Below are 15,456 nucleotides of genomic sequence, written 5' to 3'. Positions count from 1 at the left end.
ACTCACCCCGGAGAAACCAAAATGAAGCCGCTGCACCTCGCCCTCGTTGCCCTGTCGCTCACCGCTGCCGTTGCTCACGCACAGCCGGCGCCGGCAGACGCCGCACAGCAACCGGCGAACCGCGCTGAAGCCGTGAAGGCCGCAGGCCGCGTCGATCGTTCGCAATCGAAGCAGGAAGACCCGAACGCGTGTGTCGGCCCCGTCAGCTTCTGCAACATCTACTTCGGCAGCTAAGCATGGCGCCGCGTCGTCACGGCCAGGCCCGCGCCGCCCGCATCGCATGCGCGGGCGAGCGGCGGCCCGGCCGATCGCGGCATCGCCACGCCACCCCACGCCGCTTCGATTGAAGCGGCGCATGCCGTTTCAGGCGCCGCGCCCCGGCCGCCAGCCCACCTCGCGCAACGCATCCAGCAACCGCGCCTGCCCCAGCCCTTCGACCCGCGCCCCGCGCGACTCGACGTCGCCGCCCGCGACGAGCGCATTCACGATCGCTTCCTCCACCGCTTCCGCCGCTGCGACGAACAGCGCGGAAATATGGTCGTTGTTGACCATCTTCACGCCGGTGGTCGGTGCGCCCTTGCTGCCGTAGTTCGCCGCCGGCAGGCCGTCGTTGCCCGTTGCGAACGCCAGGAAGATGTCGCCGCTCGAATCCTCCGTACCGCCGCCGGCCCGCGCCAGCCCGACGCTCGCGCGCTGTGCAAGACGCGTGCACTGGTGCGGCAGCAGCGGCGCGTCGGTCGCGATCGTCACGACGATCGACCCCATCCCTGCCTCGCCTTGCGCGTCCGGCGCGCGGAACGGCGACGGCACGTGCCGCAGCACTTCGCCGACCGGGTAGCCGGCCACGCGCAGCATCTCGCGCACGCCGTAGTTCGCCTGCACGAGCGCGCCGACGGTCCAGCCGCCCGCATCGGCCGCGAGCACGCGCGACGCGGTGCCGATGCCGCCCTTGAACTCGTGGCAGATCATCCCCGTGCCGCCGCCCACGCCGCCTTCGGCGACCGGCCCTGACTGCGCGGCGGCCAGCGCGCGCAGCACGTGCGCGGCGCTCACGTGCTGCCCCCAGATGTCGTTCAGCAAGCCGTCGTAGGTTTCCATCACGACCGGCATGCACCAGTACACGCGGCCGGCCGCCGCTTCGCGCTCGTTCGCGACGAGCGCATCGCGCACCGCGCCGACGCTGTGCGTGTTCGTATAGGCGATCGGCGTGGTCAGCAGGCCGGCCTCGCGGATCCATTCGAGCCCCGTTGCGTCGCCGTTGCCGTTCAGCACGTGCACGCCCGCGAAGCACGGCGAATCGTGCGCGGCGCCCGCGCGCGGCTCGATGACGGTGACGCCGGTGCGGATCGATGCGTCGCCGTTCTCGACGTTCAGCGTGCAATGTCCGACCCGCACGCCCGGAACGTCCGTGATCGCGTTGAAGCGGCCCGGCGTGCCGAGTCCGATGCGGATGCCGAGATCCCTCGTGCGCATGATGCAATTCCTCCAGTCTCTCAATGGTTCGGTGTGTCAGTGTTTCGATACGGCAAGTTTCGATCCGCCGCTCACAGCGTGCGGAAGGCTTCGCTGTGGCGCGCCCAGACCGCATACATCACGAGCGCCGCGACCAGCAGCCCCGCGATGATGATCAGGTCGGTGGGTTTCGTTGCCGTTGCGAGCGTGGTGTAGAGCGTATACGCGGCGCCGGCTACCGCGACGAGCGGCGTCACGGGCCACAACGGCATCCGGTAATGATGTTCGACGTCACGACGCACGAAGCGGCTCGCGAGCGCGGCCAGCCCGACGACCAGATAGATCAGCAGCAGCAGGTCGACCGTGAATGCGGTCAGCTCGTCGAGGCTCGACACGAACACGAGCCCGGCCGACGGCACCGCGAGCGCGATCGTGGCGAGCCACGGCGATTCGAAGCGCGGATGGATCGTCGAGAAGGCGCGGTTGCAGGTGCGCGACCAGAGCGCGTGCCGGCCGCTGCTGTACAGCAGCCGGCCCATCGTGATCACGATCGCGATGATCGCGTTGAACACCGACAGGAAGATCCCGCCGCTGACCACGCGCGACACGGCCGGATTGCTCAGCGAACGCACCACATAGCCGATCGGGTCGGCGCTCTTCGTCAGCTCGGTCAGCGAGGGTGCGCCGAGCACGATCGCGGTGAGCGGAATCAGTTCGACGACGAGGATCACGAGCAGCGAGTAGATCACCGCCTTCGCGACATTGCGGTTGCCGCCGCGCAGGTCTTCGGCGAGATAGGCAGCCGAGCCGAAGCCGTTGTAGCAGAAGATCGCCGTGCCGATCGCCGGGACGATCGCGGCGAGCGTCGCCGGCACGAGCGCGTTGCCGCTCGCGACGACGGGCGCGATCAGCGCGTCGGCGCCACGATGCGGCGAACCGAAGCCGAGGCCCGCGATCAGCATCAGCACGCCGATCTCGACGACGAGAAACGCGCCCGTGATCCACGCGTTCGTCTTGATGTTCAGCATGCCGAGCAGGTAGCTGACCAGCACGATCGTCAGCGCGACCGACTGGTTGCCGAAATGCGTGCCGAGCGCGTTGTTCAGGTACGGCGCGGCGCCGCTCGCGAGCACCGCCGGGATGAACACGCTCACGGACAGCACCGTGATGAAGGTCAGGTAGCCGGGCAGCGTGCCGAACACGCGCTTGGCCATCACGTATTCGCCGCCCGCGCTGCGGTGCGCGGCGCTGAGTTCCGCATAGCAGAGCGCGAACGCCAGCGCGAGTACGCCGCCGAGCAGGAACGACAGCACGGCGCCGCTACCGGCCTGCTGGATCGCGAACGGCGCGATCACGAAGATCGAACTCGCGGGCGTCACGCCCGATACGGTGATCATCACCGCATCGCGCACGCTGAGCGTCTGCGACAGCGCGCGCGGCGCGTCTTCCGTTGCAGGCGCCGCTTGCAGCGTGCCCGTCGATTCCGACATCATCGCCATTTCGTTCTCCTGTGCTTGGGTCAATCCTTTGCCACTTATTTTTGAACGCCCATACTCGGGCCCGATTGATTGCGTGGCAGTCTAGGAAGCCAATTTCAGGACCGCTATTCCCCCTTCGTGTTACGCCCTTCCGGTGGTGGTATGGATCGTCTCTTTTCCGAAATCGCGATGCACCAGGCGCTCGGCCGCGCAATCGATCACCTCGGCCAGCCGCGCTTCTGGCGGTTCCTGGTGTTGCTGCTCAATGAAATGGTGCCGTTCGACAACGCGCTTGCAACCGCGATCGGGCCCGACGGCGTGCCGCTCGTGCTCGACGAATACGACAAGGGCGGCACCGATGCCGCATCGCCCGTGCCGCTCTACCTGAACGGCGTGTATCTGCTCGACCCGTTCCTGCAGGCCGCGCACGACGGGCTCGCCGACGGCTGCTACCGGCTCGAGGAAGTCGCGCCCGACCTGTTCCGGCAGAGCGAATATTTCCTGAGCTACTTCCGCGATGCGGTCGGCGACGACGAGATCCAGATCCTCGTGCGGCCGAACGCCGACATGCTGCTGTCGCTGTCGCTCGGCGCGGGTGCGCGGTTCGACGTCGAGCCGCTCGGCAAGCTGACGGCCGCGATGCCGTGGGTGCTCGCGGCAATCCGGCAGCACTGGCGGCTGGTGGGCGATGCGGCACGCGCGACGCCCGATGCCGATCTCGGTGCGCGGGTCGAGCAGGCGCTTGCCCGCTTCGGCGCGGGCGTGCTGACCGATCGGGAGATGTCGATCGCGAGAATGGTGCTGCGCGGCAATTCGTCGAAGGCGATTGCCGAGCGGCTCGCGATATCCCCCGAAACGGTTAAGGTGCACCGGCGGCACCTGTACGCGAAGCTCGGGATTTCGTCGCAGCCGGAGCTGTTTTCGCGCTTCATCCAGGCGCTGGGGGAAGACGCGGCCGGATGACTGCATCGATCCCGGTGGATGGCAACCGGCGGGGAATCGGGCACACTCCGTGAAGCGCCGCATGCCGGGGGCAGCCGTTAGCACCGATGCGCAAGCGCCGTCGACAACAGGATTGCCCGAAAACTGGAGCCCCGACTCATGTCGCTCATTCCGATCATCGGACTTGGCTGGCTGCTGCTGTGTGCGGTCAGTGCCGCATCGATCGTGCTCGTCCCGCCGGTGGTGCTGGTCAGTTGCCTGATGGGCAAGAACGTCTGGTCGATCCTGACCCGCGGCCGGCTTCAGTTCGCGTTCCTGGCCTACCTCGGTTCAGCGCCGGTGCCGGCCGTCTTCACGTTCCTGCTGGAAGCCGGCGCGTCGGCCGGGAGTCACGGCGGCGTGGCGTCCGACAGCCTGCGCCAATGGAACGAACAGTTCTTTTTCGTGTTCGTCGCTGCTGCGGCACTCAGCGGACTGCTGTTGCTATTGCGGCCGAAACACGGGGAAGCAGCGAACGCCGGACCGTCACAACCGGCGCGATGACCGGCACGCGCACGACGGCGCGCCATGCCGCCTCCCCGTTCTCGAGCCGGGGCATCGTCATGCGCTGCTTCCCGCCACGTCTACTTCCACTTCGAGCCGATCTGCGCGAGCCCGGCGTTCTTGAGATCGTCCGGCAACATCACCACGCGGAACTCGCAGTCGGCATTCAACATCAGGAACCACGGCTCCGCGAGCGCCGGGATCTGCGACGGATCGTTCACGTCGACGATCACGACCGCCCCGCGCCCGCCGTTCTGCTCCGTGAAATACACGGCCTCCGGCTTGACCGCTTCGAGTATTCGCCCGATCACGTCGCCGACGCTGCCGTCGCGCACCAGCGTGTTGAACGGCTCGTGAGGGATTCGTATGTTGAGAAGCATGCGCATGACCATCCTCCTTGGTCTCCGCCCGGCCTGGGCCCTTCAAGCATAGGTGCTGCGCGATGCCGCGCTAGTAGCGCGGAGCACAGCGGCTGGCACGCATTTGCGTTCCGACGATTCGATTTCGTGGCGTGTCGCGAATCAGCCGCGCCTGCCGTCGCGTTCGATCTGCCGTCGACTCAGTGGCCCGCTCGCCCCGGCCGCGCCGTCCGCATCACGCGGAACGCTCATCCGCCGGCGCGATCGCGAGATGCAGCGGCCGGTCCGGCCGCAGCGTCACGTTCAGCACCGGCCGCGGCGGCACCCCGCCGGGCGGCGCCGACAACGCGTAGCGCTGCAGGATCATCGCCGCGACGACCGTCATTTCCGTCATGGCCAGATGCTGCCCGAGACACACGCGCGGGCCCGTGCCGAACGGCATGTAGGTTCCGCGCGGTGCGGCCGGCACATCGTCGGCAAAGCGCTCGGGACGAAACACGTCGGGCGCGTCGAACCATCTCGCATCGCGCTGCATGAGTTGCAGCGGCAGCATGAACAGCGTCCGTGCGGGAAACTGCCATGGCCCCAGCACCACCGGCCGCGCCGCGCGGCGGCTGATCAGGATCGGCGCGGAAGGATACAGGCGCAGCGTTTCCTCGAGCGTTTGCGTCAGGTAGCGTAACGACGATCGCGTCTCGGCGGACGGTGCGCAACCGCCCAGCACGCGCGACACTTCATCGCGCGCGGCGGCCTGCGCCGCCGGATTCGTTGCCATGCACCACGCCCACCAGGTCAGTGCCCCGGCCGTCGTCTCGTGGCCGGCGAGGAACGCGGTCATGCATTCGTCGTGCACGGCCTGCAACGGCCATCGCCGCGCGTCGTCCCGATGCAGCCGCAACAGGCGCGACAGCAGATCGTCGGGCCACGCACGCTCAGGCAGGTCGAGACGCGCATGCAGTTGCCGGTCGATCAGCCCGTTCAGCACGGCCATCGCCCGAGCCTTGCCGCGCTTCCACGGCACCCAGTCCGGCGTGCTCGCGGGCCAGTAAAAATCGGCGTTGGCCGCCGCGCTCACCGCTCGCACGGCTTCCTCGGCCGCACGTGCATCGTCGCCGATCGCGTTGGAGAACATCGTGCGCATGATCACGTCCATCGCCAGCGACGTCAGCGCGCTTTCGATCGGCCAGTCAGGATCGTGCGCGGGCCACTGCGCGAGCGCATGTCCGGCCGTCGCCGCGATCGACGGCACGAACGTCTGCACCGCCTTCGGCATGAAATTAGGCTGCAACGCCTGGCGCTTGTCGCGCCACGCGTCGCCTTCGGCGATCAGCACGCTATGGCCGTGGACCTGCGCAAACACGCGAACGGCACGCTCCCAGCGCCCGATCGCATCGTGATGCGTGACCAGGAGTTCGCGCACGAGTGCGGGATCGGTCACCACCACCGCGTGCTCGGGCCACACGCGCACGTGCACGACGTCACCGTATGCGCGCTGCCAGCCGGCCAGCGTGCCGAGCAGGTCGCGCGACATCGCGCGCAGCAGCCCCCAACCCGTCAGGCCGGCACGCGGCCCCGGCGGCCATACGCCGGGCGGGTGAAGCACGGGCGCCACCGCAGCAGCGCCCGCATGGAATGGACATGAGGATGTGGATCGGGTGTTCATGGGACGGATTGTCCGCACCGGCATGCCGGCGGTCTTGAACGCAAACGACATCGACACGCGTCGGGCCGCTCCCTATACTCCAGCGTCATGTTCTCCGACCCGTCATCGATCCCGCTGTCATGCCCCGATCCGCTGGCACGCGCCCCTCGCGCGCCGAGCGACGGGCGGTCGCCGCATGGACGGCTGTACCCCGCGCCGGCCGCCCTGCAGGGCGCGGTGGTCGCGATCGTGTTGCACGACACGCGCGGGATCGCATTGAGCGACGCGCAGCGGCTCTCGCATTTTCCGGCCACGCCGCTCGTATGCGTGTCGTGGTATCGGGATCTCGACGTGGGCTTCGTCGAACCCACGGCCGACGGGCCCCGGTGGCGCCCCTTCGGTGCCGCAGTGACGCTGTCGGGCAGCCATTCGGCCCCTACCGTGGCCTGGGCGCCGACGGGCGGACGAATCGGCATGATCTGCTTCACCGCCGATGCGGCACGGGCGCTGTTCGGCATCGCGCTGGCGGACATCCACGACCGCGTGCTCGACGCACATGCGTGCCTCGGCCACGACTGGCACCCGCTGCTCGATGCGCTGGTCGGCGCGGACCGCGACGCCGATGCGCTGACGGCGATCGAACGTCATCTTGCGCCTCGCTGGCAGGCGTTACGGCCCGCGACGCCGCTGTCGTCGCTACGCAATGCGGGACGCAGTTGGGTCGAGCGCCTCGCCCTGCAGGCGCGCGAATGGCGGCATACCCACAGCCCGCGCCAGGTCGAGCGGCGTATCAAGACCTACAGCGGCCGATCGCTGCGCGAATGGCAAACGCTCGTCAGGACGGAAAGCGCGTTCTTTGCGGCACGCGACCGGTTCGAAGCCGGGGCCGCGTTCAACTGGGCCACGCTCGCGCTGGACGAAGGGTTCGCCGACCAGGCGCACCTGAGCCGCGAGGTCAAGCGCATCACGGGGTTCTCGCCGAGCGAATTCACGCAACGCTTCATCGAGGACGAATCGTTCTGGATGTATCGGCTGTGGGTGTGACGCGGGGTTAGTCGCGCGTCGACCACCGTTGTCGTACCGGTTCCCGATTACCCGTTCCGACCCGCACGGGCATGATGGGCGCGGCCCCTCCGCACGCCTGCCGTCTGCGGTCGATCCCTCCTCTCACATCGGCTCACCTAGGTCATTACGCGCATTCAGAACGCTGGTCGCTGTCACGCTGGGCCGGCATCGCCATCGCGCTGTTCGGCGCGCTGGTCGTGATCAGCCGAGGAGAATTGCTGCGCGGGCTGACCGATTTCGGCAACACGTTCGGCTCGGGCGAACGCTTCATGCTGTGTGCCGCGCCGATACGTCGGAATGCGCCCCTCGGGGCCGGATGTGAAATACCGAAGCAGAGCACAACGGCGATCGCTGCGCCGTTGCGTGACGCATACGCGCGGCCGATACGCCCCCCGATGTTCTCGCAGCCCCGCCAAAAACCGCCTATCGTGAATTGAGCGCCCCGTTCATCGCCATTCGACCCAGCGTCGCTCGCACCGGCGGAAACGGCACCGCGTTCCGGCACCATTCATCGCGATCCTGGCGCACGCTCGCCCGTGCACGATCGCGGCCGCCCACCGGATTACAGGAGGCCCCCATGAAAGCCGCGCTGCTCGTCAGCTCCGCCCTGCTCGCCATCGCATCCGCTTCGGCGTCGGCCCAAGGCTCGATCACGAAAGTCGAAAACGGTTCGCTCGTCGCCGCGAACGGGATGACCGTTTACACGTTCGACAAGGACAAGGCCAACGCCGGCACCAGTGCGTGCACGGGCCAATGCGAATCCTTCTGGCCACCGTACAAGGCCAGCGCGACCGATGTTCCGGTCGGGCCCTACACGATCGTCAAGCGCGACGACGGCAGCCCGCAATGGGCCTACAAGGGCAAGCCGCTGTACTTCTTCTCGAAGGACATGAAACAAGGCGACCGCAACGGCGACAACTTCAAGGACATGTGGCACGTGGTCGCCCCGTAACCGGCCTTCCGTCGTCTTCCGCGCTCGCCGCGCAGACGTAAAAAAGCCCGCGCGGATCGTCGATCCGGGCGGGCCTCCTCGCGGTCACGCCGGCCGCATTGCGTTGCGTTGTTGCCCGCCATCAGGCAGGCGGACGACGCATGCAGCCGGGTCGCGCGTCAGCGGTTCGACGGGAAGCTGAACACGGTGCCTTCGCGCACGCCGGCCGACGGCCAGCGCTGCGTGATCGTCTTGCGCTTCGTGTAGAAGCGCACGGCGTCCGGGCCGTACGCGTGCAGGTCGCCGAACAGCGAACGCTTCCAGCCGCCGAACGAGTGGTACGCAACCGGTACCGGCAGCGGCACGTTGATGCCGACCATGCCGATCTGGATGTTGTCGCTGAAGTAGCGCGCGGCCTCGCCGTCGCGCGTGAACAGGCACGTGCCGTTGCCGTACTCGTGCGCGTCGATCAGCGCCATCGCCTCGTCGAGCGACTTCAGCCGGATCACGCCGAGCACGGGCCCGAAAATCTCGTGCTGGTAGATCGGCATGCCGGGCTTCACGTTGTCGAACAGGCACGGGCCGAGATAGTAACCACCGTCGTGACCGTCGACCTTCACGCTGCGGCCGTCGACGACGAGCGTCGCGCCCGCTTCCACGCCGGCCTCGACGAAGCCCGTCACCTTCTCGAAATGCTGCTGCGTGACGAGCGGGCCCATGTCGACGCCCGCGCCGTTGCCCGGGCCGACCTTCATCTTCTCGATCTCGGCCTTCAGGCCCGCGACGACCTGGTCGCCCGTCTCGTCGCCGATCGCGACGACCAGCGGAATCGCCATGCATCGCTCGCCGCACGAGCCGTATGCCGCGCCCATCAGCGCGTTCACCGCGTTGCCGATGTCGGCGTCCGGCATCACCACCGCGAAGTTCTTCGCGCCGCCGAGCGCCTGCACGCGCTTGCCGTGCGCGCAGCCGGTCGAATAGATGTATTCGGCGATCGGCGTCGAGCCGACGAAGCTCACCGCCTTCACGCGCGGGTCGGTCAGGATCGTGTCGACCGCTTCCTTGTCGCCGTTCACGACGTTCAGCACGCCCGGCGGCAGGCCGGCCTCGAGCGCCAGCTCGGCCATGCGCAACGTGGACGACGGCGTACGCTCCGACGGCTTCAGCACGAACGTGTTGCCGCATGCGACGGCCATCGGCCACATCCACAGCGGTACCATCACCGGAAAGTTGAACGGCGTGATGCCGGCCGCGACGCCGAGCGCCTGGAACTCGCTCCACGAATCGATCGCGGGGCCGACGTTCTTGCTGTGCTCGCCTTTCAGCAGCTCGGGCACGTAGGTTGCATATTCGACGTTCTCGATCCCGCGCTGCAGTTCGCCCATCGCATCGGCGAGCACCTTGCCGTGCTCGGCGGTGATCAGCGCGCACAGCTCGTCGGCATGCTCTTCGAGCAGCGTCTTGAAGCGGCTCATCACGCGGGCGCGCTTCAGCGGCGGCGTATTGCGCCACGCCGGGAACGCGGCCTGCGCGGACGCGATCGCGGCTTCGACGGTCAGCTTGTCGGCGAGCGCGACGCTCTTGTGCGATTCGCCGGTGGCCGGGTCGAACACCGGCTGGACACGGCTGCCGCCGTCGACGCGCTTGCCGTCGATCAGGTGGCCGACGGTGGAGGTTACGTTGCTGTCGTGTTTCATCAGTTGAGGCTCTTTCGTGAATTCGGTGATCGCGGGAGGCGCGCGGCGGCTCAGTCCACTTCGTTCAGTGCATCGGACAACGCGTTGACCAGGTTGTCGATCTCGCGCTTCTCCGAGATGAACGGCGGCGCGAGCTGGATCGTGTCGCCGCCGTAGCGCACGTAGAAGCCCTTCGCCCAGCAGCGCATCGCGATCTCGTACGGGCGCCGCGCCGGCTCGCCCGGCAGCGCCGCGATCGTCAGGCCGGCGGCCAGCCCGTAGTTGCGGATGTCGGTGATGTGGCGCTGGCCCTTCAGCCCGTGCACCGCGGCTTCGAAATGCGGCGCGAGATCGCGCACGCGGGCTACCGCGTCTTCCTTCACCAGCAGGTCGAGCGCCGCGACGCCGGCCGCGCAGGCCACCGGGTGTGCCGAATACGTGTAGCCGTGCGGGAACTCGAGCATGTACTCGGGGCCGCCCGCGGCCATGAACGTGTCGTAGATTTCCTTCGTCGCGATCACGCCGCCGAGCGGCTGCACGCCGTTCGTCACCTGCTTCGCGAAGTTCATGATGTCCGGCACCACGCCGAACGCGTCGGCGCCCGTCATCGCGCCGGCCCGGCCGAAGCCGGTGATGACTTCGTCGAAAATCAGCAGGATGTCGTGCGCGGTACAGATGTCGCGCAGCCGCTTCAGATAGCCCTTCGGCGGCACGACCACGCCCGCCGAACCGGAGAACGGCTCGACGATCACGGCTGCGATGTTCGATGCGTCGTGCAGCGCGATCAGGTCGAGCAGGCGATCGGCCAGCTCGGCGCCGTGCTCGGGCATGCCGCGCGAGAACTTGTTCTCGGCCAGTTGCGTGTGCGGCAGGAAATCGGCGTCGATCCCCTGGCCGAACAGCTTGCGGTTCGGCCCGATCCCGCCGACCGAGATGCCGCCGTAGTTCACGCCGTGATAGCCCTTCTCGCGGCCGATCAGGCGCGTCTTCGTGCCCTTGCCTTTCGCGCGCCAGTAAGCGCGGGCGAGCTTCAGCGAGGTATCGGCCGCTTCCGAGCCCGAACCCGTGAAGAACACGTAGTCGAGGCCGGCGGGCGTCAGGTCCTTGATCCTGTTCGCGAGCTCGAACGATTTCGGATGGCCGAACTGGAATGCCGGCGCGTAGTCGAGCTGCGCGACCTGGCGGCTCACGGCTTCGACGATTTCCGTGCGGCCGTGACCGAGGCCCGTGCACCAGAGACCCGACAGGCCGTCGAAGATCTTGCGGCCTTCGGCGTCCGTGTAATACGCGCCCTTGCCCGACACGATCATGCGCGGATCGGCCTTGAACTGGCGGTTGGCCGTGAACGGCATCCAGTGCGCGTCGAGCCACGCGGCGTCGGTGCGGAGGTTGGTTTCGTCCTGCTGGGCGGTGGTGATGTCGGTCATGTCGGTCGGCGCGGGGCGCCCCTCCTCCTTATGTTGATATTGCGCATTGTCGGTAGGCCAATTAGTCTTTTGAATATCGCAATATCAATGTTCACTTGCGCATCTATGCAAGCAAAGAAACCGAAGAGTCGCGCGCTGCTCGGGCAGCTCAGCGACATGGATCTCCGCCTGCTGCGGGTCTTCAAGGGCGTCGTGCAGTGCGGCGGGATGGCGGCCGCCGAACTGGAACTGAATATCGGCATCTCGACGATCAGCCGGCACGTGAAGGATCTGGAAACGCGCCTCGGCCTCGTGCTGTGCCGGCGCGGCCGAGCGGGCTTCACGCTGACGCCCGAGGGCCAGACGGTGTACGAGGAGACGTTGCGGCTGCTCGCGTCGATGGAAGCATTTCGCAGCAGGATCGACGGCATTCACGACCGGATGGGCGGCGAACTGCACATCGCGGTATTCGACAAGACGGCCACCAACGCGAACGCGCGGCTCGGCGACGCGATCCGCCAGTTCGCCGACGAAGCGCCCGACGTCGCGCTGAACCTGCATGTCGCGTCGATCAACGAGGTCGAGCGCGGGATCATCGACGGCAGCTATCAGGTCGGGATCATTCCCGCGCACCGCAACTCGGGCAGCCTCGTGTATTCGGAGCTGTTCGACGAACGGATGCTGCTCTACTGCGGCCGCCAGCATCCGCTCTACGATGCACCGCACGGCAAGCTCACGTGGACGACGATCGGCAACCATGCGTTTGCGGGCCTCGGCTTCCATTCGCCGAACATGGAGCTGAGCCATCGCGCGAAGCTCACGCGCAGCGCGACCGCGTCGGACCAGGAGTCGATCGCGACGCTGATCCTGTCCGGCCGCTATCTCGGCTTCCTCCCCGATCATTACGCGGAAAGCTTCGAAAACAAGGGGCTGATGCAGCCGATCGCGCCGCACCGGTTCAATTACCGGTGCCGGTTCGTGAGCCTGCTGCGGCGCTCGCCGCGGCCGTCGCGGGCCGCGTTGCTGTTTCAGTCGTGTCTCGAAGCCGCGCATGCGGCGGCGCGGCCGGCTGCGTAACGACTGTCGCGGCTGATTGGCTGAGTGGCTGGCTGATTGGCGAAGTAGTCGGCTACGCAGCCTGCGACGGTTCAGCGGTCAGTCAGCCCCCCTCGCCCCTGCCCGCCTGCGCACGCATCCGCTTCATGAAATGCGTCGCGACCAGTGCCGCCGCAAATCCCGACATTGCGCCGACGCCGAGCGCCCAGCGCGGGCCGAGATGATTCGCGACCCAGCCGGCCACCGGCGCGCCGATCGGCGTGCCGCCGAGCGCCACCGCGAGACGCAGCGCCATCACGCGGCCACGCATCGCCGGCTCGGTCGACAGCTGCACGAGGCTGTTGGTCGAGTTCATGAAGGTGATCGCCGCGATCCCGGTCAGCACGAGCGCGGCGGCGAACAGCCAGTAGCCCGGCGCCAGCGCGGCCAGCGTGCAGCCGAGCCCGAACAGCGCCGCGCCGATCCACAGATGCCGGAAGCGCGGCCGGTCGCGACGCGCCGCAAGCAACGCGCCGCTGATCGTGCCGACGGCCATCATCGACGACAGCACGCCGAAGCCGCGCGCGTCGACATGAAACACGCTGGCCGCCATCGTCGAGATGAACAGCGGGAAATTGAGCCCGAACGTGCCGATCAGGAACAGCATCACGAGGATCGCTTTCAGGTCCGGGCGCTGCCACACGTAACGGAACCCGTCGAGCAGGCTGCCGCGCGCGCGATCAGCCCGCGCATGGGCACGCAGCTCGTCGGCACGCAGCATCGACAACGACGCCAGCACCGCCACGAAGCTGAGCCCGTTGAGCAGGAACGCCCAGCCGGTGCCGACCGACGCGATGATGAAGCCGGCCGCTGCCGGCCCGATCATCCGCGCCGCGTTGAACGACGTCGAATTGAGCGCGACGGCGTTCGCCAGCTCCCGATCGGCGACCAGCTCGGCAACGAACGTCTGCCGCACCGGCGCATCGAACGCCGACGCACAGCCGAACAGGAACGCGAACAGATACACGTGCCACAGCTGCGCGACGCCGGTCACCGTCAGCAGCCCCAGCAGGAGCGCGAGCCCGCCCATCAGCGCCTGCGTCGCCATCAGCAGCTTGCGCTGGTCGAAACGGTCGGCCGCGTAACCCGTCCACGGCAGCAGCAGAAGCTGCGGGCCGAACTGCAGCGACATCACGATGCCCACGGCCGACGCGTCGTGATGCGTGAGCTGCGTGAGGACGAGCCAGTCCTGCGCGGTGCGCTGGATCCACGTGCCGATGTTCGACACGAGCGAGCCGATCGCCCACACGCGATAGTTGAAGCTGCGAAGCGAGCGGAAGACGCCCGCCGCCGGCACGCTCACGGCCGCTCCCGGTCGGGCTCGTTGCCGCCGTGCAGCTCGCCGAAGTGCCGCGCGAGGAACAGGCCGAGCGCGAGGATGCCGAGGCCGAACGCTGCCGCGTCAGCCGCCACCCGGAGGTCGAAATCGCCGACCCGGCACACCAGCACATAAGCCATCAGCAGGTTTGCGACGCCCCACACGACATTTACCGTGGACGACGACAACCCGCGCCCCGGCGGATTCGCAAACGGGGTCTGGAACGGCTCGCCGCGCAACCCGCTGACGAGATGCGGCACGACGTTCGCGAAAAACGCGCCGCCGAAGAAGTACGACACGAGATGCGTGAGGTTCATGTGCGGGTGGTCCTTTCGGCGAACGGGTCGATGCGGGTGGATGGAGGTTACGAACGCGGCGGTTCCTGGAATTCGGCGAGCCGCTGCAGCAGCTTCACGGCCGACGCGAGCTCGGCCTGCTCGGCCTCCGACAGTTGCGCATGCAGCGCGCGGAACAGCCAGTCGTCCTTGGCCGCGCGGTTGGCCTGCAGCGCCTTGCGGAAACCGGGCGTGAGCGCGATCAGCGTCTGCCGGCCGTCGGTGGGATCGGGCTCGCCGCTGACGGCGCCGAGCGCCTCGAGCGTCGCGACCGTCACGCGCATCGACTGCGGGCGCACGCTTTCGGCGCGCGCGAGCGCCGACACGGTCGCGGGGCCGTCGCGGTCGAGCCGCAACAGCACCGATTTCTGCGATGACGTGAGGTCGTTCGGGTGGACCTGCTCCCGCATCCGCCGCATCAGCTTGCCGACCGAGATGCGGAGTTCGCCGGCCAGGCCGGCCAGCGGGAGCGCTTCGGAGGGAGGCAATGGCGTGTTCATGAAATCAAGATAGCAGATATACAGTCAAACTGTACAGTTTAGCTGCACATTTCAAGCTGTAAGGCGCGCGTCGTCGCATGCGCGCGTGCCGATGCGAAACGTCCCGTTCGGCTGCGCGAGCCGGCTCTGCGATAATGCGGGCTCCCCATTTCCGCTCCGCCGCCCGCCATGACGCAGCCGTCCGCCCCGCTCTCCAACGACCTGCCGCCGATCTCGTGCCTGCCCGGCGATGCGCTGCCGTGGCTGCCGATGAGCGCCGACCTGCCGGGGCTGGCGATCAAGTACCTGCACATCAATGCGGCCGAGGACACCCTCACCGCGCTGCTGAAGATGCCGGCCGGCGGCACGCTGCCGCGCCACCGTCATGAAGGCGAGGTGTTCGTCCATACGTTGCAGGGGGCGTGGCGCTACCGCGAATACGACTGGGTGGCGCACGCCGGCTCGACGGTGCTCGAACCGGCCGGCTCGGTGCATACGCCGGAAACGCTCGGCGCGCCGGGTGAGGATGTGATCACGCTCAACGTGATGCGCGGCGATCTCGTGCTGCTCGACGACGACGGCCGCGAAACCGCGCGCGAGAACTGCCGCGTCGCGCTGCTGCGCCCGCGCAAGCATGCGCGTACGGCGCCGGACGACGCCGCGCCGTTCGTCACGCGGTAGCGCACGCGCCATCGTCGCGTCACGATCCGCGTGGCGCTCGCGCTTCCTGTCGAC

Annotated in this window: 16 protein-coding genes and 1 pseudogene; 8 read left to right on the top strand and 9 right to left on the bottom strand. The window is 67.9% G+C overall.

The annotated features are described in order from the left end of the window. Nucleotides 1-21: 21 nt before the first annotated feature. Nucleotides 22-234: a hypothetical protein gene (locus tag FFS49_RS06215; protein ID WP_039367272.1), complete on the top strand. Its 213-nt coding sequence runs from the start codon at nucleotides 22-24 to the stop codon at nucleotides 232-234. A 129-nt stretch (nucleotides 235-363) separates the two neighbouring features. Here the strand turns inward: FFS49_RS06215 and FFS49_RS06210 are convergent, their stop codons facing one another. Further along, nucleotides 364-1,473, bottom strand: a complete 1,110-nt coding sequence (locus FFS49_RS06210; RefSeq protein ID WP_039367269.1) for a P1 family peptidase — start codon at nucleotides 1,471-1,473, stop codon at nucleotides 364-366. A gap of 71 nt (nucleotides 1,474-1,544) precedes the next feature. After that, entirely contained in the window at nucleotides 1,545-2,951 is a 1,407-nt protein-coding gene (locus FFS49_RS06205; RefSeq protein WP_105815293.1) for an APC family permease, read from the bottom strand. A 141-nt stretch (nucleotides 2,952-3,092) separates the two neighbouring features. Here FFS49_RS06205 and FFS49_RS06200 point away from each other — a divergent pair, with 141 nt between their 5' ends. Together FFS49_RS06200 and FFS49_RS06195 are read left to right on the top strand one after the other, a co-directional pair. Beyond that, entirely contained in the window at nucleotides 3,093-3,893 is an 801-nt protein-coding gene (locus tag FFS49_RS06200) for a helix-turn-helix transcriptional regulator (RefSeq protein ID WP_071332643.1), read from the top strand. Between the two features lie 138 nt (nucleotides 3,894-4,031). Next, nucleotides 4,032-4,415, top strand: a complete 384-nt coding sequence (locus tag FFS49_RS06195) for a hypothetical protein (RefSeq protein WP_105815294.1) — start codon at nucleotides 4,032-4,034, stop codon at nucleotides 4,413-4,415. Between the two features lie 80 nt (nucleotides 4,416-4,495). Here the strand turns inward: FFS49_RS06195 and FFS49_RS06190 are convergent, their stop codons facing one another. Continuing rightward, a complete protein-coding gene (locus FFS49_RS06190; RefSeq protein ID WP_105815416.1) occupies nucleotides 4,496-4,801 on the bottom strand; it encodes a panthothenate synthetase in 306 nt (101 codons plus the stop codon). Nucleotides 4,802-5,009: 208 nt separating this feature from the next. Further along, nucleotides 5,010-6,437: a cytochrome P450 gene (locus tag FFS49_RS06185; RefSeq protein ID WP_105815417.1), complete on the bottom strand. Its 1,428-nt coding sequence runs from the start codon at nucleotides 6,435-6,437 to the stop codon at nucleotides 5,010-5,012. Between the two features lie 87 nt (nucleotides 6,438-6,524). On the opposite strand from FFS49_RS06185, the gene FFS49_RS06180 reads away from it, so the two are divergent. The 3 genes and pseudogenes from FFS49_RS06180 to FFS49_RS06170 all read left to right on the top strand — a co-directional run bounded on the left by FFS49_RS06180 (nucleotide 6,525) and on the right by FFS49_RS06170 (nucleotide 8,433). Further along, nucleotides 6,525-7,460 (top strand): AraC family transcriptional regulator, encoded by a 936-nt coding sequence (locus tag FFS49_RS06180; RefSeq protein WP_105815295.1) that lies wholly within the window; start codon nucleotides 6,525-6,527, stop codon nucleotides 7,458-7,460. A gap of 158 nt (nucleotides 7,461-7,618) precedes the next feature. Then, a pseudogene (locus FFS49_RS43060) lies at nucleotides 7,619-7,762 on the top strand (EamA/RhaT family transporter); the annotation flags it as partial. Between the two features lie 296 nt (nucleotides 7,763-8,058). After that, on the top strand, nucleotides 8,059-8,433 hold the full coding sequence (locus FFS49_RS06170; RefSeq protein ID WP_021159211.1) for a hypothetical protein: 375 nt from the start codon (nucleotides 8,059-8,061) through the stop codon (nucleotides 8,431-8,433). Between the two features lie 158 nt (nucleotides 8,434-8,591). Here the strand turns inward: FFS49_RS06170 and FFS49_RS06165 are convergent, their stop codons facing one another. Then, nucleotides 8,592-10,109 carry a CoA-acylating methylmalonate-semialdehyde dehydrogenase gene (locus tag FFS49_RS06165; protein WP_039367248.1) on the bottom strand — a complete coding sequence of 506 codons (1,518 nt, stop codon included), beginning with the start codon at nucleotides 10,107-10,109 and terminating at the stop codon, nucleotides 8,592-8,594. A gap of 50 nt (nucleotides 10,110-10,159) precedes the next feature. Continuing rightward, nucleotides 10,160-11,515 carry an aspartate aminotransferase family protein gene (locus tag FFS49_RS06160; RefSeq protein ID WP_039367245.1) on the bottom strand — a complete coding sequence of 452 codons (1,356 nt, stop codon included), beginning with the start codon at nucleotides 11,513-11,515 and terminating at the stop codon, nucleotides 10,160-10,162. A 105-nt stretch (nucleotides 11,516-11,620) separates the two neighbouring features. Here FFS49_RS06160 and FFS49_RS06155 point away from each other — a divergent pair, with 105 nt between their 5' ends. Continuing rightward, nucleotides 11,621-12,571, top strand: coding sequence for a LysR family transcriptional regulator (locus FFS49_RS06155; protein WP_071332648.1), 951 nt, complete (start codon nucleotides 11,621-11,623; stop codon nucleotides 12,569-12,571). An 82-nt stretch (nucleotides 12,572-12,653) separates the two neighbouring features. On the opposite strand, the gene FFS49_RS06150 is transcribed toward FFS49_RS06155, so the two are convergent. Genes FFS49_RS06150 through FFS49_RS06140 form a run of 3 tightly spaced genes read right to left on the bottom strand, consistent with a single transcriptional unit; the run spans nucleotide 12,654 to nucleotide 14,742 of the window. Continuing rightward, on the bottom strand, nucleotides 12,654-13,892 hold the full coding sequence (locus FFS49_RS06150) for an MFS transporter (protein ID WP_071332649.1): 1,239 nt from the start codon (nucleotides 13,890-13,892) through the stop codon (nucleotides 12,654-12,656). Continuing rightward, on the bottom strand, nucleotides 13,889-14,224 hold the full coding sequence (locus FFS49_RS06145; RefSeq protein ID WP_105815297.1) for a hypothetical protein: 336 nt from the start codon (nucleotides 14,222-14,224) through the stop codon (nucleotides 13,889-13,891). The genes FFS49_RS06150 and FFS49_RS06145 overlap by 4 nt, the downstream gene beginning before the upstream one ends. Before the next feature lie 47 nt (nucleotides 14,225-14,271). After that, a complete protein-coding gene (locus FFS49_RS06140) occupies nucleotides 14,272-14,742 on the bottom strand; it encodes a MarR family transcriptional regulator (RefSeq protein ID WP_105815298.1) in 471 nt (156 codons plus the stop codon). Between the two features lie 168 nt (nucleotides 14,743-14,910). On the opposite strand from FFS49_RS06140, the gene FFS49_RS06135 reads away from it, so the two are divergent. Further along, entirely contained in the window at nucleotides 14,911-15,402 is a 492-nt protein-coding gene (locus FFS49_RS06135) for a 2,4'-dihydroxyacetophenone dioxygenase family protein (protein ID WP_137950997.1), read from the top strand. Nucleotides 15,403-15,456: the final 54 nt, after the last annotated feature.

The sequence above is a fragment of the Burkholderia sp. 4NA327C6 genome (assembly GCF_005502655.1).
Classification (GTDB): domain Bacteria; phylum Pseudomonadota; class Gammaproteobacteria; order Burkholderiales; family Burkholderiaceae; genus Burkholderia; species Burkholderia contaminans.
Note: the sequence above shows the minus strand (reverse complement) of the source record. Positions and strands in the feature narration are given on the sequence as shown.

What these genes read in the sequence shown, in the direction of transcription:
- FFS49_RS06160 (WP_039367245.1), bottom strand. Translation starts at nt 11,515, where the DNA reads ATGACCGACATCACCACCGCCCAGCAGGACGAAACCAACCTCCGCACC.
- FFS49_RS06180 (WP_105815295.1), top strand. Translation starts at nt 6,525, where the DNA reads ATGTTCTCCGACCCGTCATCGATCCCGCTGTCATGCCCCGATCCGCTG.
- FFS49_RS06165 (WP_039367248.1), bottom strand. Translation starts at nt 10,109, where the DNA reads ATGAAACACGACAGCAACGTAACCTCCACCGTCGGCCACCTGATCGAC.
- FFS49_RS06215 (WP_039367272.1), top strand. Translation starts at nt 22, where the DNA reads ATGAAGCCGCTGCACCTCGCCCTCGTTGCCCTGTCGCTCACCGCTGCC.
- FFS49_RS06190 (WP_105815416.1), bottom strand. Translation starts at nt 4,801, where the DNA reads ATGCGCATGCTTCTCAACATACGAATCCCTCACGAGCCGTTCAACACG.
- FFS49_RS06210 (WP_039367269.1), bottom strand. Translation starts at nt 1,473, where the DNA reads ATGCGCACGAGGGATCTCGGCATCCGCATCGGACTCGGCACGCCGGGC.
- FFS49_RS06195 (WP_105815294.1), top strand. Translation starts at nt 4,032, where the DNA reads ATGTCGCTCATTCCGATCATCGGACTTGGCTGGCTGCTGCTGTGTGCG.
- FFS49_RS06200 (WP_071332643.1), top strand. Translation starts at nt 3,093, where the DNA reads ATGGATCGTCTCTTTTCCGAAATCGCGATGCACCAGGCGCTCGGCCGC.
- FFS49_RS06205 (WP_105815293.1), bottom strand. Translation starts at nt 2,951, where the DNA reads ATGGCGATGATGTCGGAATCGACGGGCACGCTGCAAGCGGCGCCTGCA.
- FFS49_RS06140 (WP_105815298.1), bottom strand. Translation starts at nt 14,742, where the DNA reads ATGAACACGCCATTGCCTCCCTCCGAAGCGCTCCCGCTGGCCGGCCTG.
- FFS49_RS06145 (WP_105815297.1), bottom strand. Translation starts at nt 14,224, where the DNA reads ATGAACCTCACGCATCTCGTGTCGTACTTCTTCGGCGGCGCGTTTTTC.
- FFS49_RS06155 (WP_071332648.1), top strand. Translation starts at nt 11,621, where the DNA reads ATGCAAGCAAAGAAACCGAAGAGTCGCGCGCTGCTCGGGCAGCTCAGC.
- FFS49_RS06185 (WP_105815417.1), bottom strand. Translation starts at nt 6,437, where the DNA reads ATGAACACCCGATCCACATCCTCATGTCCATTCCATGCGGGCGCTGCT.
- FFS49_RS06135 (WP_137950997.1), top strand. Translation starts at nt 14,911, where the DNA reads ATGACGCAGCCGTCCGCCCCGCTCTCCAACGACCTGCCGCCGATCTCG.
- FFS49_RS06170 (WP_021159211.1), top strand. Translation starts at nt 8,059, where the DNA reads ATGAAAGCCGCGCTGCTCGTCAGCTCCGCCCTGCTCGCCATCGCATCC.